The organism is Streptomyces tubercidicus (assembly GCF_027497495.1).
GTDB classification, from domain to species: Bacteria; Actinomycetota; Actinomycetes; order Streptomycetales; family Streptomycetaceae; genus Streptomyces; species Streptomyces tubercidicus.
This window is the reverse complement of the sequence record NZ_CP114205.1, coordinates 4,608,574-4,628,979: the sequence shown is the minus strand read 5'-3', so window position 1 is coordinate 4,628,979 and position 20,406 is coordinate 4,608,574. Positions and strand designations below refer to the sequence as shown.

The following is a 20,406-nucleotide window of genomic DNA, read 5'->3' as shown; positions in this document are numbered from 1 at the left end:
TATTCTGGGTCAAATATCCGCTTAGTGTATTTATGCGCCCTCCACACACGCCATGCGCACACGTCATTCGCAGTCGCTCGGGAAGGACGGCCGCAGCATGCCCGCAGACCTCGCCGTCATCGGACTCGGTCACCTCGGCCTCCCTCTCGCCCAGGCCGCCACCGCCGCCGGCATCGGCACCATCGGATACGACCCCGACCCGCACACCGCCGCGCTCTCCGGCGCCGACGGGCCGCTGTCCGCCACCGAACTCCGCCGGCTGCTCTCCGCCGGCTTCCGCACCACCACCGACCCCACCACCCTCGGCCGGGTCCGCACCGCCGTCCTCTGCGCGCCCACCCCCCTCGGCGAGGACCGCGCCCTGGACCTCACCGCCCTCGCCGACGCCGCCCGCACCCTGGCGGCACAGCTGCGCCCGCACACCACGGTGATCCTGGAATCCACCGCGTACCCGGGTACCACCGAGGAATTCCTGCGCCCCCTCCTGGAAGAGGGCTCGGGCCTCACCGCCGGACGGGACTTCCACCTCGCCTGCTCCCCCGGCCGCCACGACCCCGGCAACCGCACCCACCGCTACGCCAACACCCCGAAGGTCATCGGCGGCCTCACCCCCGCCTGCACGGAAGCGGCCGCCGCCTTCTACGGCCGCCTCACCGACAAGGTCGTCCGCGCCCGCGGCCCCCGCGAGGCCGAGACCGCCAAGCTCCTGGAAACCAACTACCGCCACATCAACATCGCCCTGATGAACGAGATGGCGGTCTTCTGCCATGAGAGCGGCGTCGACCTGTGGGACGTCATCCGCTGCGCCGAAACCAAACCGTTCGGCTTCCAGTCCTTCCGCCCCGGCCCCGGAGTGGGCGGCCACGCCGCGCCCATCGACCCCCACTACTCCCCCCACAAAGGCCGTTCACCCGGCCACCCGCTCCGCATGGTCGAACTCGCCCACGAGGTCAACGACCGGATGCCGCGCTATGTCATCCAGCGCTGCGCCACCCTCCTCAACGAACACGGCAAATCCGCCCGCGGCGCACGCGTACTCCTCCTCGGCGTCACCTACAAGCCCGACATCGCCGACCAGGCAGGCTCCCCCTCCCGGGAAATCGCCTCCCGGCTGACGGAACTGGGCGCCCACCTCACCTACCACGACCCCTACGTCCCCCACTGGACCGTCCTCGGCCGCCCCGTCCCCCGAGCCGACTCCCTCTACGAGGCCGCAGCCGCGGCGGACCTGACGGTCCTGTTGCAGCCGCATCGCACGTACGACCTCCAGGGGCTCGCCGTGAAAGCGCAGCTGCTCCTCGATACGAGGGGCGCGACTCCTTCGGGTGCCGCCCATCGTTTGTAGCCGCACGTTGTCGTCTGCGGCGCCGTGTCGCCTCCGGCGGGGGTGGGTGGTGTTTGGGCGGGGGCCGCGCTTGTTGGTGGTGGGTGCCGGGTTCGGTCCTCCGGGGCCTGTGTTGTGGACTGCTTCGCTTTACGTCCACAACACAGGCCCCTCCGGACCGCCCCCTCCCGCCCGGATGCCGACCCCCGCCAGGTGGGGAGAAATGTGAAAGACCAGTAGTTCGGCCGCATCGTGGTGCGGCTGAACTACTGGTCCTTCTTTTCTTCACCCCCACCGGGGTGGGGCCCCTCAACAACGGGAGGGGGCGGGGCCGGAGGGGTGGGTGTTCGGACGTAAAGCGAAGCAGTCCGAACACCCACCCCGGAGGCCCCGAACCCGGCACCCACCACAAACCGGGGCCCCACCCCACCAACCCCCTCCCGCCGAAGGCGAAAAACAGAAGAGGCACGGCGGGGCCACCCGACTACTTACGGCTAGCGCCGAGGCGCGACCGTCACCTCGACCCGCTGGAATTCCTTCAGCTCCGAGTAGCCGGTCGTCGCCATCGCCCGTCGCAGCGCGCCGAAGAAGTTCATCGACCCGTCAGGAGTCGTGGACGGCCCCAACAGCACCTCCTCGGTGGTGCCGACCGCACCGAGGTCCATCCGCTTGCCACGCGGCACGTCCTCGTGGACCGCCTCCATGCCCCAGTGGTGACCGCGGCCGGGCGCATCCGTCGCGCGCGCCAGCGGCGAGCCCATCATCACGGAGTCCGCGCCGCAGGCGATCGCCTTCGGGAGGTCACCGGACCAGCCCACCCCGCCGTCCGCGATGACGTGGACATAGCGGCCGCCGGACTCGTCCATGTAGTCACGGCGCGCGGCGGCGACATCGGCGATCGCGGTGGCCATCGGGACCTGGATGCCCAGGACGTTACGGGTGGTGTGCGCGGCGCCGCCGCCGAAGCCCACCAGCACACCGGCCGCGCCGGTGCGCATCAGGTGCAGCGCCGCGGTGTACGTGGCGCAGCCGCCGACGATGACCGGGACGTCCAGCTCGTAGATGAACTGCTTGAGGTTCAGCGGTTCGGCCGCGGAGGAGACATGCTCGGCGGAGACGGTGGTGCCGCGGATCACGAAGATGTCCACACCGGCGTCGACGACGGCCTTGGAGAACTGCGCGGTGCGCTGCGGGGAGAGCGCGGCGGCGGTGACGACGCCCGCGTCCCGCACCTCCTTGATGCGCTGCCCGATCAGCTCTTCCTTGATCGGCGCGGCGTAGATCTCCTGGAGCCGCTTGGTGGCCGTGGCGCCGTCCAGCTCCGCGATCTCGGCGAGCAGCGGCTCCGGGTCCTCGTACCGGGTCCAGAGACCTTCCAGGTTGAGGACGCCCAGACCGCCCAGCTCACCGATGCGGATCGCGGTCTGCGGGGAGACCACCGAGTCCATGGGAGCGGCCAGGAACGGCAGCTCGAAGCGGTAGGCGTCGATCTGCCAGGCGATCGAGACCTCCTTCGGGTCGCGGGTGCGGCGACTGGGTACGACGGCGATGTCGTCGAACGCGTATGCCCGGCGGCCGCGCTTGCCGCGCCCGATCTCGATCTCAGTCACGTGTGTGGCCTTTCCCTCTGTGTCTGCCGTTCCAGTATCCCCGACACGCCGAAGCCCGCGGCCGGCATGCGGCCGCGGGCTTCACGGTAGGGCCGTGGTAGCGCCGTGTGGAGGGGCGCGCCGGGCCCTCCTCCTCAGCGACGGGAGGAGTTCGGCGCCTCGGTCGTCATCTGACCCCATGCCCCGGGGGACAACCCCCGGACCCCCGGCCGGAGCCGCGCCCCACTCAGCGACGCGAGTAGTTCGGTGCCTCGGTCGTCATCTGGATGTCGTGCGGGTGGCTCTCCTTGAGGCCCGCGGAGGTGATGCGGACGAAGCTGCCCTTCTCCTTGAGCTCGGGGATGTCGGCGGAGCCGACGTAGCCCATGGAGGCGCGCAGGCCGCCGACGAGCTGGTGGGCGACCGAGGAGAGCGGGCCGCGGTAGGGCACCTGGCCCTCGATGCCCTCGGGAACCAGCTTGTCCTCGGACAGCACATTGTCCTGGAAGTAGCGGTCCTTGGAGAAGGACCGGCCCTGCCCGCGGGACTGCATCGCGCCCAGCGAGCCCATGCCGCGGTACGACTTGAACTGCTTGCCGTTGATGAAGACCATCTCGCCGGGCGACTCCTCGCAGCCGGCCAGCAGCGAGCCCAGCATGACGGTGTCCGCACCGGCCGCGATGGCCTTGGCGATGTCACCGGAGAACTGGAGCCCGCCGTCGCCGATCAGCGGCACACCCGCGGCGTTCGCGGCCTTCGCCGCCTCGTAGATCGCGGTGACCTGCGGTACGCCGACACCGGCGACGACCCGGGTGGTGCAGATGGAGCCGGGGCCGACGCCGACCTTGATGCCGTCCGCGCCCGCGTCGATCAGCGCCTGGGCGCCGTCGCGGGTGGCGACATTGCCGCCGACGACATCGACGCTGATGTTGGACTTGACCTTGGCGATCATGTCGAGGATGCCGCGGCTGTGGCCGTGCGCACTGTCGATGACGAGGAAGTCGGCACCGGCCTCGACCAGCGCCTGCGCCCGCTCGTACGCCTCGCCGCCGACGCCCACCGCGGCACCGACGACCAGCCGGCCCTCGGCGTCCTTGGCGGCGTTCGGGTACTTCTCCGCCTTGACGAAATCCTTGACGGTGATCAGGCCCTTGAGCACACCCGCGTCGTCGACCAGCGGAAGCTTCTCGATCTTGTGGCGGCGCAGCAGCTCGATGGCGTCCTCGCCGGAGATGCCGACCTTGCCGGTGACCAGCGGCATCGGCGTCATGACCTCGCGGACCTGACGGCTGCGGTCCATCTCGAAGGCCATGTCGCGGTTGGTCACGATGCCCAGCAGCTTGCCCGCGGCGTCCGTGACCGGCACCCCGCTGATGCGGAACTTGGCGCACAGTGCGTCGGCGTCGGCGAGCGAGGCGTCCGGACGGACCGTGATCGGGTCGGTGACCATCCCGGACTCGGAGCGCTTGACCAGGTCGACCTGGTTGGCCTGGTCCTCGATGGACAGATTGCGGTGGAGCACGCCCGCGCCGCCCTGCCGCGCCATGGCGATGGCCATCCGCGCCTCGGTGACCTTGTCCATCGCCGCGGACAGCAGCGGGATGTTCACCGCGACATTGCGCGAGACCCGGGACGCGGTGCTCACCGCGTTGGGCAGCACCTCCGACGCACCGGGCAGCAGCAGCACGTCGTCGTATGTCAGCCCGAGCATGGCGAATTTGGCGGGCATACCGTCGACGTTGTCACTCATGACACCTTCCCCAATGCTCTTGCCTCAGCGCGGACTCCCATGCTAACGGCCTAATGGGGTGGCCCATTCCACGAGCGATGAGGGTCTCGTCACTTGTGGTTTTCTACGGCGACATCCGGCCGCATTCCACCGGGGACCGCTACTGCTCGGCCAGCGCCCGCAGCCTGCTCAGCGCACGGTGCTGGGCGACCCGCACCGCACCGGGCGACATCCCCAGCATCTGCCCGGTCTCCTCGGCCGTCAGCCCGACAGCGACCCGCAGCAGCACGAGCTCGCGCTGATTCTCCGGAAGATTCGCCAGCAGCTTCTTGGCCCACTCGGCGTCGCTGCTCAGCAGCGCCCGCTCCTCGGGGCCGAGGGAGTTGTCCGGCTGCTCGGGCATCTCGTCGGACGGCACGGCCGTGCTGCCCGGATGCCGCATCGCGGCCCGCTGCAGATCGGCGACCTTATGGGCGGCGATGGCGAAGACGAAGGCCTCGAAGGGCTTGCCGGTGTCGCGGTAGCGCGGCAGCGCACAGAGCACCGCGACACACACTTCCTGCGCCAGATCCTCGACGAAGTGCCGGGCGTCACCCGGCAGCCGCGACAGCCGGGTACGGCAGTAGCGCAGGGCGAGGGGGTGCACATGGGCCAGCAGATCGTGGGTGGCCCGCTGGTCCCCCTCTACTGCGCGTGCGACGAGATCGCCGATTTCCTGCTTCCCGTCATCACGCATCGGACCATGGTGCCTTGGCGCCGCGCGATCCGCGGCATCAGGTCCGCACTTGTGCACTGAAGCGTTATGAGCGGCAGGTGCGCCGGCTGTTGTCATGTCCTGCGCCCTCCCCTCGTGCCCGATCGGCCCGTCCCCGAGGAACTCCATACTCCCAAGGATGCGGTACCGCGCGGCGAATCGGACCGCCGTCGTACGCCGACGACGGCGGGGCGCTTTGCCGCCCCGCCCGCCACCCGGCGGGCGGGGATCTTCACGCCCCCGCATCGCTGCACGTCACAACGCCTTAGCGGACCAGTCCCCAGCGGAAGCCCAGGGCCACCGCATGCGCCCGGTCCGAGGCGCCGAGTTTCTTGAAGAGGCGCCGGGCGTGGGTCTTGACCGTGTCCTCGGAGAGAAAAAGCTCACGGCCGATCTCGGCGTTCGAGCGGCCGTGGCTCATGCCCTCCAGGACCTGGATCTCGCGCGCGGTCAGCGTCGGCGCGGCACCCATCTCGGCGGACCGCAGCCGGCGCGGGGCGAGCCGCCACGTCGGGTCGGCGAGCGCCTGGGTCACCGTCGCCCGCAGCTCGGCGCGCGAGGCGTCCTTGTGCAGATAGCCGCGGGCACCGGCGGCGACCGCGAGCGCGACACCGTCCAGGTCCTCGGCCACCGTGAGCATGATGATCCGGGCGCCCGGGTCTGCGGACAGCAGCCGGCGCACGGTCTCGACACCGCCGAGACCGGGCATCCGTACGTCCATCAAAATCAGATCCGAACGATCGGCACCCCAGCGGCGGAGGACTTCCTCGCCGTTGGCCGCGGTCGTCACACGCTCGACGCCGGGCACGGTCGCAACCGCCCGACGGAGCGCCTCTCGGGCAAGCGGGGAGTCGTCGCAGACGAGGACGGATGTCATGACCGCCCTCCGCAGCTGATGCGCGTCACCTTGAGCCTCCAGGCTGGTACGTATCGTCACCTGAGCGATTGACGGCCTCGGACATTTGCCCGGGGTCTACCTCTGCCAACCGCCTCCGCACTCTCAACGACGGTCACTCGAAAGAGTTACGGCTTCGGCGACCGAGTTCAGCACGCTCCGTGAGGAGCCGGATACGCAGACGACTCATCGGGCGACCGGCATCCGCGCGTGCACCCTATGCCCTATTTGGCTCTCTTTCTTCCATTTTCGTGGTGACTATGACTAGATTCGCAATGAGTCATATTTACATCTACTTCGACAGTAGATGTACCGTCGTGAGCACCGAGCCCGAATCAGCATCGCTTCGAGGGGACAAGCAATGGCAGATTTCTCCCGCCTCCCGGGCCCGAACGCAGACCTGTGGGACTGGCAGCTGCTGGCCGCCTGCCGTGGCGTGGACAGCTCGCTGTTCTTCCATCCCGAAGGTGAGCGCGGAGCGGCCCGCAGCGCGCGTGAGACATCGGCGAAGGAGGTCTGTATGCGCTGCCCGGTACGGGCCGAGTGTGCGGCGCATGCACTGGCTGTCCGCGAGCCCTACGGGGTGTGGGGCGGCCTGACGGAGGACGAGCGCGAGGAACTCATGGGCCGGGCCCGGCACCGGCTGGTCCCCGCCTCCTCCATGACCGGCCACGGCGTCTCCGGCGCCTGAAAGTCCGGGAGCCGATCGCTCCCGAAGAAACGTTCCTGCACCGCGGTCAGCGCCCGGCCGCGGCCACCAGCTTGTCCAGCGTCGCCTCGACGGCGGGGACCTGTGCCAGATCCGGCAGGGTGAGCGCGACGATCTCGCGGTGCACGGCGGGCTCCAGACGTACCGCCGTCGCCCCCTTGGGACGTACCGACGCCAGCGTCAGCTCGGGCAGCGCGGCGACTCCCAGACCGGCCCCGACCAGGCCGATGACCGCCGGATAGTCGTCCGTCGCGAAGTCGATACGCGGGGTGAAGCCCGCGCTCTCACAGACCTCCACGAGATGCCGGCGGCAGCGGGGGCAGCCCGCAATCCACGGCTCGTCGGCCAGCTCGTCGAACCGCGCCACCCCCGCCTTCGCCAGCCGGTGACCGGCCGGCACCAGCCCGACCAGCCGGTCCGCCAGGATCGGGCGCACCACCAGGTCGTCCCACTCCGCCCCGGCCGCCGGGTCCGCACCGCGCACCTCGGGGTAGCGGAAGGCCAGCGCGATCTCGCAGTCGCCGTTGCGCAGCATCTCGATCGAGCGCGGCGGCTCGGCCTCGACCAGCGAGACCCGGGTGCCCGGATGGGCGGCGCGCATCGTCGCCAGGGCGGTCGGCACCAGCGTCGAGCTGCCGGAGGGGAACGACACCAGCCGCACCCGTCCTGCGCGCAGGCCCGCGATGGCGGCGATCTCCTCCTCGGCGGCGGTGAGCCCGGCCAGGATGCCGACGGCGTGCCGTACGAGTGCCTCGCCCGCCTGGGTCAGCCGCATCTCGCGGCCCGCGCGGACCAGCAAGGGGGTGCCCGCGGACTGCTCCAGGGCCTTCATCTGCTGGCTGACGGCCGGCTGGGTGCAACCCAGCTCACGCGCGGCGGCGGAGAACGAGCCGCTTCTGGCGACGGCACGCAGCACACGGAGATGACGGGCCTCGATCATGCCCTCAAGCATAAGCGCGTCTTGGGTTGACCAGGGAAAATGGAGTCGAGGCTTTGGGCAGGGACAGCTAGCGTGGACACGGGTCGAGGGCATGCGTGAAGAGGGGGCCCCGACGGGCCTTTCCACGGACCACGTTGACCGAGCTACGGAGCACCGCATGAAACTGCTGACCGTGAACCTGGGGCGGCCCACCCCGTCCGAGCACACCGATGCCGAGGGCGGCACGGGCATCGACAAGCGGCCGGTGGACGGCCCGGTGGCGGTCAGCGCCCCCGGCCCACACGGCACCGCGGGCAGCGGGCTGGCCGGTGACGCGGTGGTCGACCTGCGCCATCACGGCGGCGACGACCAGGCCGTCTACGCCTACGCGCGCGAGGACCTGGACGAGTGGCAGCGGGAGCTGGGCCGGGAGCTGCCCAACGGCTGCTTCGGGGAGAACCTCACCACCTGGGGCGTCGAGGTCACCGGTGCCCTCATCGGCGAACGCTGGCGGGTCGGCCCGCGGCTGCTGCTGGAGGTCACCGGACCGCGCACCCCCTGCCGTACGTTCCACGGGTGGATCGGCGAGCACGGCTGGATCAAACGGTTCACCCAGGCCGCGGTGCCCGGCGCGTATCTCCGGGTGATCGAGGCGGGCGAGATCCGCGCGGGGGACGCCGTCGATGTGGTGCACCGCCCGGAGCACGAGGTGACGATCGGGCTGACGTTCCGGGCCCTGACCAGCCGTCGGGAGCTGATGCCCAGGCTGCTGGAGGCGGGCGAGGCGCTCCACGAGGAGGCGCGGCGCAAGGCGCTGAAGTACGCGGAGCGGGCGAAGGGTTGAGCGGACCCGCCGGGACCGGGGCGGCGGCGCCGGGAGCGGGCACCGGAGGATGATCTTCCGGCCGTCCGTGGGGTGGCCGCGCCACCGGGGGTTGGGGCTCGGGCGTCGTGCCCCGGGCGGATAGCGTGCCCGTATGACGACTGCATTGATCACGGGAGCGACGGCGGGCATCGGGGCGGCGTTCGCCCGGCGGCTCGCGAGCGACGGACACAGCGTGGTGCTGGTGGCCCGCGACGAGAAGCGACTGCACGAGCAGGCCACCGAGTTGCACGACCGGCACGGCATCGAGGCGGAGGTGCTGAGCGCCGATCTGGCCACCGAGAAGGGTATCGCGGCCGTCGAGGCCCGGCTCGCGGACACCAAACACCCGGTGGACATGCTGGTGAACAACGCCGGCTTCGGCAACAAGGGCGAGTACCTCGAAGTCCCGATGGCCGACGAGCTGGCGATGCTCAAGGTGCACTGTGAGGCGGTGCTGCGGCTGACCACGGCCGGGGTGCGCGGGATGCGGGACCGGCGGCGGGGCGCGGTGGTCAATGTGGCGTCGGTGGCGGCATTCGTGCCCCGGGGCACCTACGGCGCGAGCAAGGCCTGGGTCGTCCAGTTCACCCAGGGGGCGGCGCGCGATCTGGCGGGCAGCGGCGTGCGGTTGATGGCGCTGTGCCCGGGGTTCGTACGGACCGAGTTCCACCAGCGCGCCGGGATGGGGACGGAGAACATCCCCGGCTGGATGTGGCTGGACGCGGACAAGCTGGTCGATGCCGCGATGAAGGACCTGACGCGCGGGAAGTCGCTGTCCGTTCCGGACCCGCGGTACAAGGCGCTCATGGGTGCCGTGAAGCTGGCGCCGCGCGGCGTGCTGGGCGGCATGACGTCCCGTACCGGCCGTAAATACGGGCCCCGCTGACGCCGGGTCACCTCGCCCGTTGCCGGGGGCGGTGCCGCGGTGGTGCCATGGATCCTGGCGCGCGGGGCGGGGCGTGGGGTGCGAGGGCGGGACAGCGCACCCCACCGCCCGTCCCCCGCGGAACGGCACGGAACCCGCGACGGCGGAAGCGACCGGCGACGCGCGGCGCCGAACGGGCGGCGCGCGTCGGCGGGCACCCGCGAAGGAGGACCGTTCGGCATCATGCACCCCACCTCTGACAGTCCCCCAGGGCCCGTGGAGCTGCCGCCGGTCCGGCCCGGTCTGCTGCTGTCGATGGGGCCGGGCGTCGCCGGCCGGCTCCTCGGCGCCCGCCACCACACCCGGCTCGCGGCCCTGGCCCGGACCGACCCCCGGCTCGTCGCCCACGACCTGACCGCCCCCGCCCCCGAGGTCGCCGCCGCCCTCGCCGGGGCCGAGGTGCTGCTCACCTGCTGGGGCGCACCGCCCCTCACCGCCCGGGTGCTGGCCGCGGCCCCCCGGCTCCGGGCCGTCGTCCATGCCGCCGGTTCGGTCAAGCACCACCTCACCGACGCCTGCTGGGACCGCGGTATCGCCGTCAGCTCGGCCGCCGCCGCCAACGCCCTCCCGGTCGCCGAGTACACCCTCGCCGCGATCCTCTTCGCCAACAAGCGCGTGCTGCACTCCGCCCACCGCTACCGCACCCTGCGCGCGCCCCACGACTGGACGGCCGAACTCGCCGGGGCCGGCAACTACCGCCGCACCGTCGGCGTCCTCGGCGCCTCCCGCATCGGCCGCCGCGTCATCGAGCTGCTGCGCCCGTTCGACCTGCGCGTCCTGCTGTACGACCCGTACGTGGACGCCGCCGAGGCCACCCGGCTCGGCGTGGTGCAGGTCCCGCTGGACGCCCTCTGCGCCGACAGCGACATCGTCACCGTGCACGCCCCGCAGCTGCCCGCCACCCGCCATCTGCTCGGCGCCCGCCAACTGGCCCTGATGCCCGACGGCGCGACCCTGATCAACACCGCCCGCGGTTCGCTGGTCGACCCGGCGGCCCTGCTGCCCGAGCTGGTCACCGGCCGGCTGCACGCCGTCCTCGATGTCACCGAGCCCGAACTCCCGCCGCCCGGCTCGCCGTTGTACGACCTGCCGAACGTGCTGCTCACCCCGCATGTGGCGGGATCGCTGGGCACCGAACTCCACCGCCTGGCCGACCACGCCCTCGACGAACTCGAACGCTACGGCCGGGGCGAGCCGTTCCACACCCCCGTACGGCCGGAGGATCTGCGCCACTCGGCGTGAGGCGGGCCCGTCGGCGCATACGGGTGCGCGGGTCCGCCGGAAAGCCGAAGACCCGGCCCCCGCCGCAGCGGGGTCCGGGTCTCGGGTGCAGCAGGCCGACGCGGTGCGTCAGCGAGCGGCTCGCGTCAGTGCGCGTGGCCGTGACCGTGACCGGCCTCCGGCTCCTCCTCCGCGGGCTTCTCGACGACCAGGGTCTCGGTCGTCAGCAGCAGCGAGGCGATCGACGCGGCGTTCTCCAGGGCGGAGCGGGTGACCTTGACCGGGTCGATGACGCCGGCCTTGACCAGGTCGCCGTACTCGCCGGTGGCGGCGTTGAAGCCGTTGCCCTTGTCCTGCTCGGCGACCTTGGCGGTGATGACGTAGCCCTCCAGGCCCGCGTTCTCCGCGATCCAGCGCAGCGGCTCGACGACGGCGCGGCGGACGACGGCGACACCGGTGGCCTCGTCGCCCTCCTTGCCGAGGGAGCCCTCCAGCACCTTGCCGGCGTGCACCAGCGCGGAGCCACCACCGGAGACGATGCCCTCCTCGACCGCGGCGCGGGTCGCGGAGATGGCGTCCTCCAGACGGTGCTTCTTCTCCTTGAGCTCGACCTCGGTGGCCGCACCCACGCGGATGACGCAGACGCCACCGGCGAGCTTGGCGAGGCGCTCCTGGAGCTTCTCGCGGTCCCAGTCCGAGTCGGTGGACTCGATCTCGGCCTTGATCTGGGCCACGCGACCGGTGACGTCCTCGGACTTGCCGCCACCGTCGACGATGGTGGTGTCGTCCTTGGTGACGGTCACCCGGCGGGCGGTGCCGAGCACGTCCAGACCGGCCTGGTCGAGCTTGAGGCCGACCTCCTCGGCGATGACGGTGGCACCGGTGAGGGTGGCCATGTCGCCGAGCATCGCCTTGCGGCGGTCACCGAAGCCGGGGGCCTTGACGGCCACGGCGTTGAAGGTGCCACGGATCTTGTTGACGACCAGGGTCGACAGGGCCTCGCCCTCGACGTCCTCGGCGATGATCAGCAGCGGCTTGGAGGCACCGGCCTGGATGACCTTCTCCAGCAGCGGCAGCAGGTCCTGGATCGAGGAGATCTTGCCCTGGTGGATCAGGATGTACGGGTCCTCAAGGACGGCCTCCATACGCTCCTGGTCGGTGACCATGTACGGCGAGAGGTAGCCCTTGTCGAAGGCCATGCCCTCGGTGAAGTCCAGCTCCAGACCGAAGGTGTTGGACTCCTCGACGGTGATGACACCGTCCTTGCCGACCTTGTCCATCGCCTCGGCGATCAGCTCGCCGACCTGCTTGTCCTGCGCGGACAGGCCGGCCACGGCGGCGATGTCGGACTTGTCGTCGATCGGACGGGCGGTCGCGAGGAGCTCCTCGGACACGGCCTTGACGGCGGCGTCGATGCCCTTCTTCAGGGCGGCCGGGGAGGCGCCGGCGGCGACGTTGCGCAGACCCTCGCGGACCAGCGCCTGGGCCAGCACGGTGGCGGTGGTGGTGCCGTCACCCGCGATGTCGTTGGTCTTGGTCGCCACCTCCTTGACGAGCTGGGCGCCCAGGTTCTCGTACGGGTCGTCGACCTCGACCTCACGGGCGATGGTGACACCGTCGTTGGTGATCGTCGGCGCGCCGAACTTCTTGTCGATGACGACGTTGCGGCCCTTGGGGCCGATGGTCACCTTGACGGTGTCGGCAAGCTTGTTGACGCCGCGCTCAAGGGCGCGACGGGCGTCCTCGTCGAACTTCAGGATCTTCGCCATGGGTTGCTTCAAGTCCTCTCATTGCGATCCTTGGCCACGACGTGGGGACCGCTGTCGCTCAAATGAACTGCGCCCCTGCCCCGGGTTGTTTAGACGCGGGAACCAGGGGCGCAGATCAGGGCAAAACCGGGTGAATTACTTCTCGACGATCGCGAGCACGTCGCGAGCCGACAGCACGAGGTAGTCCTCGTTGTTGTACTTCACCTCGGTGCCGCCGTACTTGCTGTAGAGCACGACATCGCCGACCTTCACGTCGAGCTCGATGCGCTTGCCGTCCTCGACACGACCCGGGCCCACGGCCAGGACAACGCCCTCCTGGGGCTTCTCCTTGGCGGTGTCCGGAATGACCAGGCCAGAGGCCGTGGTCTGCTCGGCGTCGAGCGGCTGGACCACAATGCGGTCCTCAAGCGGCTTGATGGCAACCTTGGAGCTGGTGGTCGTCACGATCCGACCTCCCCCTTCGGAGATCTCACGGGGTTAACTGTCTGAGGTGGCGACCAGGTGGATCCGTCGTCGCGGGTGCCGGACCTGCCCGTCGCTGTGTTGGCACTCCCCACTGGAGAGTGCCAACGCTGAGACTATGACGCGGTTAGCACTCGGTCAAGCGGAGTGCCAGCGCGGCGGGGGGCTCTTCGCCCGCCGCCGGTTGACCGGCCGCACGGAGCCCCGGTTTCCCGGCCGCCCGCCGTCAGCGATCATGGCCATCTACAGCGCGGGCGGGGCGGGTTACGGGACAGCCGAGGGGCGGCTTCCCGTCAAAGCGGACATGCCTTCCCCTTCCTCGCAACCACGCCATCGGCTGCCACGTCTACGTCCTAGATGCCGGGCCGACGAACCGGGCCCGCACCCGGCCGGCCGGCGGCCTCGACGATGAATGGCGGAGGAAAGCCGTGCGTGCACCGACCAGAGTTCCCCGGCGCGCCCGGGTGCCGGAGCGTGATGTCGAACGCACCATGACGTTCGCCGCGCTCGCCCAGGCACCGGACCGGCGGAGAACCGAGGCCTGGCTGCTCGCCCTTGTCTTCCTGATCGCGGTCTTCGGCTACACCTACACCGGTCTGTCGATGACCGGCCGGTTCCCCGTAGGGCTGGCCCTCTTCGCCGCCGGCATGCTGTTCATGACGCTGGTCCCGCATCTGGTCCTGCGCCGCTACGCACCCCGCGCCGATCCGCTGATCCTGCCGCTGGCGACCCTGCTGACCGGGATCGGCCTGGTGCTGCTGCACCGCCTCGACCTCACCTACGCCCAGACGCCCCGGCTGAAGACCGCCCAGGCGGCCACCGGCCAGCTGGTGTGGACGGTGATCGGGGTGACGGTCTGCATCGCCATCCTGCTGTTGCTGCGCGATCACCGCATTCTGCAGCGCTACATCTATCTGACGATGGTGATCGCGCTGGTGCTACTGATGGCACCGGCCTTCTTCGGCGCCGATATGTACGGCGCCAAGCGCTGGATTCTGCTGGGACCGCTGTCGCTGCAGCCCGGCGAGTTCGTGAAGATCATGATCTCGGTGTTCTTCGCGGGCTATCTCACCGTCAACCGCGACGCCCTGGCACTGGCCGGCCGCCGCTTCCTGGGCGCCCAGCTCCCCCCGGGCCGGCAGCTCGCGCCCATCTTCACCATCTGGGCCATCAGCCTGCTGGTGCTGATCTTCGAACGGGACCTGGGCACCTCGCTGATCTTCTTCGGCGTCTTCGTGATCATGCTCTATATCGCCACCGACCGCACCAGCTGGGTGGTGTGCGGCCTGCTGATGGCCGCCGTCGGCGCGGCCGTGGTCGGCTCCCTCGAACCCCATGTCCACGGCCGGGTCACCGCCTGGCTGGACCCGATGCGGGCCTTCACCAAGGAGGGCCGGGCGGAGCAGATGTCCGACCAGCTCGCCCAGGCCCTGCTCAGCTTCGGCAGCGGCGGCATCAGCGGCACGGGCCTGGGCCAGGGCCACCCCGAACAGATCGGCTTCGCCGGCAACAGCGACTTCATCCTCACCACCGTCGGCGAAGAGCTGGGCCTGGCCGGCGTGATGGCCGTCCTCATGCTGTACGTACTGCTGGCGCAGCGCGGGCTCCGGGTGGGGCTCAGCGCCCGTGACCCCTTCGGCAAGCTCCTCGCGGCGGGCCTCGCGGGGGCGCTGCTGCTTCAGGTCTTTGTCGTCTCGGGTGGCGTCACCGGCCTCATCCCGCTGACCGGCAAGGCCCTCCCCTTCCTCGCCAAGGGGGGTTCGTCGCTGGTGGCGAACTGGGTGATGGTCGCGCTCTTGCTCCGCATCAGCGACCGCGCGCAGCGGCGGCGCGAGCCGGTGTAGTTCCTGCCCACGTTTTCGGCTGTCCCGCCGTGGGCGTTGCTCGCCGTTACTCCCCCACTGCCTGAAGGGCGTGGGAGGTCCCCCCAGCGGCGGGGCGGACAAAAACGTGGGGAGACAATGACACCGTGAATGACCTGGACGTCTTCGACCGCCTCCTCGCCCCCGAGGGCCAAACCCTGCTGGCCGAGCTGCGGCACCACGACCCGTCGGCTGAGCTGGCGGCAGCCACCCGGCTACGGCGGGACCACCCCGCCGACCTCGTCTCCGCCGCGCTCGGGCAGGCGCAGCTACGACAGCGGGCCGTGGCGAAGTTCGGGGCGGACGCGTGGCGGATGTACTTCACGCCGAACGGGGTCGAGCAGTCCACCCGCGCCGCGGTCGCCGCGCACCGCGCGGCCCGGCTCGCGGCGCTGGGCGTGCGGACGCTGGCGGATCTGTGCTGCGGCATCGGCGGGGACGCGATCGCCCTGGCGCGTGCCGGGATCCGGGTGCTGGCCGTCGACCGTGACCCGCTGGCCTGTGCGGCGGCGCGGGCCAATGCGGAGGCGCTGGGGCTGGCGGAGCTGATCGAGGTGCGTTGTGCGGATGTGACGGAGGTGGACACCGCCGGGTATGACGCGGTGTTCGTCGATCCGGCGCGGCGCAAGAAGACCAGGGGCGGCCGGATCTTCGACCCCGAGGCGTACTCGCCGCCGCTGTCCTGGGCCGTCGAGGCGGCCCGTAAGGCGCCCGTCGCGGCGCTGAAGATCGCGCCGGGGGTGCCGCACGACGCGCTGCCCGAGGACGCCGAGACGGAGTGGATCTCGGACGGGGGCGACGTCAAGGAGGCCGTGGTGTGGTTCGGCGCGGCAGGGGACGGGGCGGACCGCATCACGCCCGGCGGTCGCCGGGCCACGCTGCTGCCGGCCGGGGACTCGCTGCTGGGCGCGGGGCTACCGGACCCCGAGCCGGGCCCGGTCGGCGACTGGCTGTACGAGCCGGACGGGGCGGTGATCCGGGCGCACCTCGTCGCGGATGTGGCCCGGCAGGTCGACGGGCGGCTGATCGACCCGACGATCGCCTACATCACGGCGGACCGGTTGACCGGGACCCCGTACGCGACCGCGTATGCGATCACCGATGTGCTGCCGTTCCACGTCAAGAAGCTCAAGGCGCTGCTGCGGGAGCGTGGGGTCGGGATCGCGGTGATCAAGAAGCGGGGCTCCGCGGTGGAGCCCGAGGAGCTGCGCAAGAAGCTGAAGCTCGGCGGCGGCCGGAAGTCCTGCACGATCTTTCTGACCCGGGTCGCGGGGGCACCCGCCATGCTGCTGGGACAACCGGCCACGGATCCGGCCTCGGACCCGGCCACGGACCCGGTCACGCCAGGTCCGTGAGGTCCTCGGCGTAGATCTGGGAGAGCGGCTGCGGGCCGATGTACTGCTGGCAGGTGCACTGGCCCGCCTCGTACTGCACCGGCTTGTGGTCGGCGTCCCAGGCGACCGGCATCTCCACCCGCTCATGACACTTGCCCTTTTTGTCATGCTTGGCGAGGTGGTGGGTGCAGCCGCACACCGGCTCCGGCGGCTTCTGGGCGGCGGCCAGTTCCTGGCGCTCCTGGCGGGCGGTCTCCAGGAGTTCCATCTTGCGTTCGTGCCGGGTGCGCAGCGCCGTGCGGGCGGTGTCGGCGACCTTCGCGAAGCCGCCCGCCATGAAGAAGATGAAGACCCACCAGAACCAGTCCACAGCCTGCCGCCTCCCCACACGCGCGTTCGGTGCCGCAAGTCAGGGTAAGACCTCGGGCCGGGCGCCGGGCCGGGTGCGGCGCGAGGACTCGTAGAAGCACAAAACGAGCCCTCGCGCGGCGTCAGGAGTAGAGGTTGTGCTTGCTCATCTCGTGGACGTGGTCATGGTCGTGGGAGTGGGAATGGGAGTGCGCGTGCGGGGCTGGGGCGTCCTCGGGGGCCTCGCCGGGTACATGCGGCTCGGTGACCGGCAGGGATGAGTCCGCGGAGAGGTCCCAGTGGGAGGTCGGCCGGTTGCGGGCCACCATCTCCGCACCCAGGGCCGCGACCATCGCGCCGTTGTCGGTGCACAGCTTGGGCCGCGGCACCCGCAGGGTGATGCCGGCGTCCTCGCAGCGGCGCTCGGCCATCGCCCGCAGCCGGGTGTTGGCCGCGACCCCGCCGCCGATCATCAGGTGGTCCACGCCGTTGTCCTTGCAGGCCCGGACGGCCTTACGGGTCAGCACATCCACCACGGCTTCCTGGAAGGACGCCGAGACATCCGCCACCGGAACCTCCTCGCCGGCCGCCCGCTTGGCCTCGATCCAGCGGGCGACGGCCGTCTTCAGGCCGGAGAAGGAGAAGTCGTAGACCGGGTCGCGGGGGCCGGTCAGGCCGCGCGGGAAGCGGATCGCGTCGGGGTTGCCCTCGCGGGCGTAGCGGTCGATGACCGGGCCGCCGGGGAAGCCGAGGTGCAGCACCCGTGCGATCTTGTCGAACGCCTCACCGGCCGCGTCGTCGATGGTCGAGCCCAGCGGCCGTACGTCGGAGGTGATGTCCGGGGCGAGCAGGAGCGAGGAGTGGCCGCCGGAGACCAGCAGGGCCATGGTCGGCTCGGGCAGCGGGCCGTGTTCGAGCTGGTCGACGCAGATGTGCGAGGCGAGGTGGTTGACGCCGTAGAGCGGCTTGCCGAGGGCGTAGGCGTACGCCTTGGCGGCCGAGACGCCGACCAGCAGCGCACCGGCCAGCCCGGGTCCCGCGGTGACCGCGATCCCGTCCAGGTCGGAGGCCGCGACCCCGGCGTCCTTCAGGGCGCGCTGGATGGTGGGGACCATCGCCTCCAGGTGGGCGCGGGAGGCCACCTCGGGCACCACGCCGCCGAAGCGGGCGTGCTCGTCGACGCTGGAGGCGACCGCGTCGGCCAGCAGCGTGTGGCCGCGGACGATGCCGACACCGGTCTCGTCGCAGGAGGTCTCGATGCCGAGGACCAGCGGTCCGCCGCGTGAGTCAGCCATGGTTCTCAAGTTCCTTGTACGGAGGGTGCTTCGGAGGAGGTCTGGGTGGTGCGGCGCATCACCAGGGCGTCGACGTTGCCGGGCTGGTAGTAGCCGCGGCGGAAACCGATCGGCTCGAAGCCGAAGCGCTCGTAGAGGCGCTGGGCGCGGAGGTTGTCGACCCGTACCTCCAGCAGTACCTCATGGCATTCGAAGTCCGTTGCCGCGCCGAGGAGTTCGGTGAGCAGCCGGGCGCCGAGGCCGGTGCCCCACTGGTCGCGGGCGGTGGCGATGGTCTGGATGTCGCCGGTGCCGTCGACGGCGGCCAGTCCGCCGTAGCCCACCAGCCTTCCGGCCTGTTCGGCGACGAGGTAGCGGCGGGTGGCGTGCGGGCCGCGCGCGCGTGCCAGCTCGGACCAGAACATGCCCTGCGACCAGGCGTCCTCGGGGAACAGTTCGCGCTCCAGCTCCAGCACCGGCGCGATGTCCCACCAGCGCATCTCGCGCAGCACGGCCCCGGGCCGGGCGTCGTCGCCGCGCCGGGGCTCCCCCCGGACAGCGTCCGGGTGAGGCGCCGGGGAGCGGGGGGTGGACGACGGGCGGGAACTCACCGGGGAGTGACCACCTTGTAGTTGGCGGGGACCTGGGCGTCCGGGCGCCGCAGATACAGCGGCCGCGGCGGCAGCAGCTCCTCCCCCGCCGCGAGCTTCCGGGCGGCCAGCTCGGCCAGCGCGGCGGCGGACTGGTGCTCGGGCGCCTCGCGCCGTACGCCGGTGAAGACCGTGTCGTAGAGCACCGCGCCCGCGCCCACGGCCGGGACACCGGCCACCTGGTCGGCGAGGTCCGCGGGGCGGTCGACGGCAGGCTCGGTCAGCCGGGTGCGGGCATCGCCGTAGCGGGCCCAGTAGACCTCTTTGCGGCGGGCGTCGGTGGCCACGACGAAGGGTTCGGTCAGGCCGGAGGCGTAGGCGAGGCCGTCCAGAGTGCACAGACCGTGGACGGGCACGCCGAGCGCGGCCCCGAAGGTGGCGGCGGTCACCAGGCCCACGCGCAGCCCGGTGTACGGACCCGGGCCCACGCCGACGACGATGTCGCTGACCGCGTCGAGCTTGTGGCCGGCCTCGGCCAGCACCCGGTCGACGGCGGGCAGCAGCAGCTCGCCGTGCCGGCGCGCGTCCACCTGGCGGGACTCGGCGAGGACGCGGGTGCCGTCGTGGAGCGCGACGGTGACGGCGGGGGTGGCGGTGTCAAGAGCTAGCAGCAGCACGTCCTTAAGACTACGGCTCGGCGGGTGGTTCCCGTTCCCGGTGCTACCGTCGCCCCGTAGCCAGCAGTAAGCAGCCCGGCGTCCAGGCCCGGGACTCCCCGCCGGTGGCAGGGAGCGGGAGGAAAGGTGGCACAGCGGTGCCCGGTAAGAGCAGCACGATCGTCACCGCGCTGACCACGGCGGCCCTGGTCGTGGTCGGAGTGCTCGGCTACCAGGCCGCGGCGTCCGCCCCGGACACCCTCACCCAGGCCCGGGACGGCAGCCGCCACAACTCCCCCGAGAAGCAGCCGGCCCGGCACGACAAGAAGCACAGGACGCCCGCTCCGGCCCCGGTCCCCCAGGCGTCCGGGCAGGGAAAGCGGATCGTCTACGCGCTCGGCGCCAAGCGGGTCTGGCTGGTCGACGCGCAGAACAAGGCGCTGCGGACCTTCACCGTCGCACCGAGCGCCGTCAGCCCGCGGCCGGGGGCCTATGCGGTCGCTTCGCGGTCGGTCAGTGTCACGGGCTCGGACGGGATCGCGATCGAGCACGTGGTGCGATTCGCCGCCGTCAACGGGGTCACGGTCGGCTTCAGCGCCGCCGTGGACGGCTCGCAGCCCGACCCGGGCGCGGGGAAGAAGACCGGCGGTGTCCGTGAGTCCCGCGCGGACGGCAAGGCGATGTGGGACTTCGCGCCCACCGGCACCAAGGTCGTCGTGGTCTCCTGACCGCTCGGCTCCCGGGCGGTCCGTTCTTCGCCCCTACGGGCTACGCGGCGTCGCGGCTTCCGGTGGACGCCGGGCCGGGCCCGGACCCCTCCTCCGCCTCCGGCTCGTCCGCCGGCCCCGCGGGCTTGCCCTGACGGGCCTCCTCGGCGGCGTCGGGGGGCGTGGAGACGGCGGTGGCCGCGGCGCAGGCGGCCAGCAGTTCATTCATGGTCGGCGTCTCGTGCGCATCGCGCCCGGCCGCCGCGTCGGGGACGCCCTCATGGCCGTCACGCGTGGGAAAGGGCTGGTGGGCCGACATGGACGCCTCCCGGGGCTCCTGGGGCAAGCGACAGAAGCTAGGCTGGCTACTTAGGCTCACCTAACTGGGGTCTCCACCCATGTCACCACGCGCGGTACCAGGTGCGCAACATCTTACCGACGGCTTGTCGGAAACTACCGGCGCCCGGCCGGATC

20 protein-coding genes are annotated in these 20,406 nt (G+C 71.2%); 8 read left to right on the top strand and 12 right to left on the bottom strand.

The features are described from left to right. Nucleotides 1–97 precede the first annotated feature (97 nt). Entirely contained in the window at nucleotides 98–1,345 is a 1,248-nt protein-coding gene (locus STRTU_RS20280; RefSeq protein ID WP_159744902.1) for a nucleotide sugar dehydrogenase, read from the top strand. 473 nt (nucleotides 1,346–1,818) lie between these two features. On the opposite strand, the gene STRTU_RS20275 is transcribed toward STRTU_RS20280, so the two are convergent. From STRTU_RS20275 to STRTU_RS20260, 4 genes are all read right to left on the bottom strand, one after another. Then, a complete protein-coding gene (locus STRTU_RS20275; protein ID WP_159744901.1) occupies nucleotides 1,819–2,934 on the bottom strand; it encodes a GuaB3 family IMP dehydrogenase-related protein in 1,116 nt (371 codons plus the stop codon). 226 nt (nucleotides 2,935–3,160) lie between these two features. After that, the gene (guaB, locus tag STRTU_RS20270) at nucleotides 3,161–4,663 is read right to left on the bottom strand and encodes an IMP dehydrogenase (protein WP_159744900.1); all 1,503 of its coding nucleotides are present in this window, start codon (nucleotides 4,661–4,663) and stop codon (nucleotides 3,161–3,163) included. 139 nt (nucleotides 4,664–4,802) lie between these two features. Next, complete coding sequence (locus tag STRTU_RS20265) at nucleotides 4,803–5,378, bottom strand: sigma-70 family RNA polymerase sigma factor (RefSeq protein ID WP_281364462.1); 576 nt, start codon at nucleotides 5,376–5,378, stop codon at nucleotides 4,803–4,805. Between the two features lie 283 nt (nucleotides 5,379–5,661). Continuing rightward, complete coding sequence (locus STRTU_RS20260; protein WP_003948568.1) at nucleotides 5,662–6,273, bottom strand: response regulator transcription factor; 612 nt, start codon at nucleotides 6,271–6,273, stop codon at nucleotides 5,662–5,664. Nucleotides 6,274–6,652: 379 nt separating this feature from the next. On the opposite strand from STRTU_RS20260, the gene STRTU_RS20255 reads away from it, so the two are divergent. Continuing rightward, the gene (locus tag STRTU_RS20255; protein WP_159744898.1) at nucleotides 6,653–6,982 is read left to right on the top strand and encodes a WhiB family transcriptional regulator; all 330 of its coding nucleotides are present in this window, start codon (nucleotides 6,653–6,655) and stop codon (nucleotides 6,980–6,982) included. A gap of 46 nt (nucleotides 6,983–7,028) precedes the next feature. Here the strand turns inward: STRTU_RS20255 and STRTU_RS20250 are convergent, their stop codons facing one another. Next, a complete protein-coding gene (locus tag STRTU_RS20250) occupies nucleotides 7,029–7,940 on the bottom strand; it encodes a LysR family transcriptional regulator (protein ID WP_159744897.1) in 912 nt (303 codons plus the stop codon). Between the two features lie 157 nt (nucleotides 7,941–8,097). On the opposite strand from STRTU_RS20250, the gene STRTU_RS20245 reads away from it, so the two are divergent. The 3 genes from STRTU_RS20245 to STRTU_RS20235 all read left to right on the top strand — a co-directional run bounded on the left by STRTU_RS20245 (nucleotide 8,098) and on the right by STRTU_RS20235 (nucleotide 10,951). Further along, nucleotides 8,098–8,763 carry an MOSC domain-containing protein gene (locus tag STRTU_RS20245; protein ID WP_159744896.1) on the top strand — a complete coding sequence of 222 codons (666 nt, stop codon included), beginning with the start codon at nucleotides 8,098–8,100 and terminating at the stop codon, nucleotides 8,761–8,763. Nucleotides 8,764–8,896: 133 nt separating this feature from the next. Further along, nucleotides 8,897–9,670 (top strand): SDR family NAD(P)-dependent oxidoreductase, encoded by a 774-nt coding sequence (locus tag STRTU_RS20240; protein ID WP_159744895.1) that lies wholly within the window; start codon nucleotides 8,897–8,899, stop codon nucleotides 9,668–9,670. A gap of 222 nt (nucleotides 9,671–9,892) precedes the next feature. After that, the gene (locus tag STRTU_RS20235; protein WP_246240863.1) at nucleotides 9,893–10,951 is read left to right on the top strand and encodes a hydroxyacid dehydrogenase; all 1,059 of its coding nucleotides are present in this window, start codon (nucleotides 9,893–9,895) and stop codon (nucleotides 10,949–10,951) included. 125 nt (nucleotides 10,952–11,076) lie between these two features. Here the strand turns inward: STRTU_RS20235 and groL are convergent, their stop codons facing one another. Continuing rightward, nucleotides 11,077–12,699, bottom strand: a complete 1,623-nt coding sequence (gene groL / locus STRTU_RS20230) for a chaperonin GroEL (protein WP_159747094.1) — start codon at nucleotides 12,697–12,699, stop codon at nucleotides 11,077–11,079. A 135-nt stretch (nucleotides 12,700–12,834) separates the two neighbouring features. Continuing rightward, nucleotides 12,835–13,143 carry a co-chaperone GroES gene (gene groES, locus STRTU_RS20225; protein ID WP_159744894.1) on the bottom strand — a complete coding sequence of 103 codons (309 nt, stop codon included), beginning with the start codon at nucleotides 13,141–13,143 and terminating at the stop codon, nucleotides 12,835–12,837. Nucleotides 13,144–13,652: 509 nt separating this feature from the next. Between groES and STRTU_RS20220 the strand changes: the two genes are divergently transcribed. Both STRTU_RS20220 and STRTU_RS20215 read left to right on the top strand, forming a co-directional pair. Then, on the top strand, nucleotides 13,653–15,005 hold the full coding sequence (locus tag STRTU_RS20220; RefSeq protein WP_159747093.1) for an FtsW/RodA/SpoVE family cell cycle protein: 1,353 nt from the start codon (nucleotides 13,653–13,655) through the stop codon (nucleotides 15,003–15,005). Between the two features lie 125 nt (nucleotides 15,006–15,130). Then, nucleotides 15,131–16,378: a class I SAM-dependent methyltransferase gene (locus STRTU_RS20215; RefSeq protein ID WP_159744893.1), complete on the top strand. Its 1,248-nt coding sequence runs from the start codon at nucleotides 15,131–15,133 to the stop codon at nucleotides 16,376–16,378. Here the strand turns inward: STRTU_RS20215 and STRTU_RS20210 are convergent. The 4 genes from STRTU_RS20210 to tsaB all read right to left on the bottom strand — a co-directional run bounded on the left by STRTU_RS20210 (nucleotide 16,362) and on the right by tsaB (nucleotide 19,246). Next, complete coding sequence (locus STRTU_RS20210; protein WP_159744892.1) at nucleotides 16,362–16,727, bottom strand: hypothetical protein; 366 nt, start codon at nucleotides 16,725–16,727, stop codon at nucleotides 16,362–16,364. The genes STRTU_RS20215 and STRTU_RS20210 overlap by 17 nt on opposite strands. 121 nt (nucleotides 16,728–16,848) lie before the next feature. Continuing rightward, nucleotides 16,849–18,000 carry a tRNA (adenosine(37)-N6)-threonylcarbamoyltransferase complex transferase subunit TsaD gene (gene tsaD, locus STRTU_RS20205; protein WP_159744891.1) on the bottom strand — a complete coding sequence of 384 codons (1,152 nt, stop codon included), beginning with the start codon at nucleotides 17,998–18,000 and terminating at the stop codon, nucleotides 16,849–16,851. 5 nt (nucleotides 18,001–18,005) lie between these two features. Continuing rightward, nucleotides 18,006–18,479, bottom strand: a complete 474-nt coding sequence (gene rimI, locus STRTU_RS20200; RefSeq protein WP_159747092.1) for a ribosomal protein S18-alanine N-acetyltransferase — start codon at nucleotides 18,477–18,479, stop codon at nucleotides 18,006–18,008. Between the two features lie 107 nt (nucleotides 18,480–18,586). Then, a complete protein-coding gene (gene tsaB / locus STRTU_RS20195; protein WP_159744890.1) occupies nucleotides 18,587–19,246 on the bottom strand; it encodes a tRNA (adenosine(37)-N6)-threonylcarbamoyltransferase complex dimerization subunit type 1 TsaB in 660 nt (219 codons plus the stop codon). A gap of 137 nt (nucleotides 19,247–19,383) precedes the next feature. Between tsaB and STRTU_RS20190 the strand changes: the two genes are divergently transcribed. Beyond that, nucleotides 19,384–19,953, top strand: a complete 570-nt coding sequence (locus STRTU_RS20190; RefSeq protein ID WP_159744889.1) for a hypothetical protein — start codon at nucleotides 19,384–19,386, stop codon at nucleotides 19,951–19,953. A gap of 40 nt (nucleotides 19,954–19,993) precedes the next feature. On the opposite strand, the gene STRTU_RS20185 is transcribed toward STRTU_RS20190, so the two are convergent. Further along, nucleotides 19,994–20,251, bottom strand: a complete 258-nt coding sequence (locus STRTU_RS20185) for a hypothetical protein (RefSeq protein WP_159744888.1) — start codon at nucleotides 20,249–20,251, stop codon at nucleotides 19,994–19,996. Nucleotides 20,252–20,406: the final 155 nt, after the last annotated feature.

Bases quoted from the DNA above. Each gene is read 5' to 3' on its own strand.
- STRTU_RS20240 (WP_159744895.1), top strand. From the start codon at position 8,897: ATGACGACTGCATTGATCACGGGAGCGACGGCGGGCATCGGGGCGGCG.
- STRTU_RS20245 (WP_159744896.1), top strand. From the start codon at position 8,098: ATGAAACTGCTGACCGTGAACCTGGGGCGGCCCACCCCGTCCGAGCAC.
- guaB (WP_159744900.1), bottom strand. From the start codon at position 4,663: ATGAGTGACAACGTCGACGGTATGCCCGCCAAATTCGCCATGCTCGGG.
- tsaD (WP_159744891.1), bottom strand. From the start codon at position 18,000: ATGGCTGACTCACGCGGCGGACCGCTGGTCCTCGGCATCGAGACCTCC.
- STRTU_RS20280 (WP_159744902.1), top strand. From the start codon at position 98: ATGCCCGCAGACCTCGCCGTCATCGGACTCGGTCACCTCGGCCTCCCT.
- STRTU_RS20250 (WP_159744897.1), bottom strand. From the start codon at position 7,940: ATGATCGAGGCCCGTCATCTCCGTGTGCTGCGTGCCGTCGCCAGAAGC.
- STRTU_RS20220 (WP_159747093.1), top strand. From the start codon at position 13,653: ATGACGTTCGCCGCGCTCGCCCAGGCACCGGACCGGCGGAGAACCGAG.
- STRTU_RS20235 (WP_246240863.1), top strand. From the start codon at position 9,893: ATGCACCCCACCTCTGACAGTCCCCCAGGGCCCGTGGAGCTGCCGCCG.
- STRTU_RS20260 (WP_003948568.1), bottom strand. From the start codon at position 6,273: ATGACATCCGTCCTCGTCTGCGACGACTCCCCGCTTGCCCGAGAGGCG.
- STRTU_RS20255 (WP_159744898.1), top strand. From the start codon at position 6,653: ATGGCAGATTTCTCCCGCCTCCCGGGCCCGAACGCAGACCTGTGGGAC.
- STRTU_RS20185 (WP_159744888.1), bottom strand. From the start codon at position 20,251: ATGTCGGCCCACCAGCCCTTTCCCACGCGTGACGGCCATGAGGGCGTC.
- rimI (WP_159747092.1), bottom strand. From the start codon at position 18,479: ATGCGCTGGTGGGACATCGCGCCGGTGCTGGAGCTGGAGCGCGAACTG.
- groL (WP_159747094.1), bottom strand. From the start codon at position 12,699: ATGGCGAAGATCCTGAAGTTCGACGAGGACGCCCGTCGCGCCCTTGAG.
- STRTU_RS20265 (WP_281364462.1), bottom strand. From the start codon at position 5,378: ATGCGTGATGACGGGAAGCAGGAAATCGGCGATCTCGTCGCACGCGCA.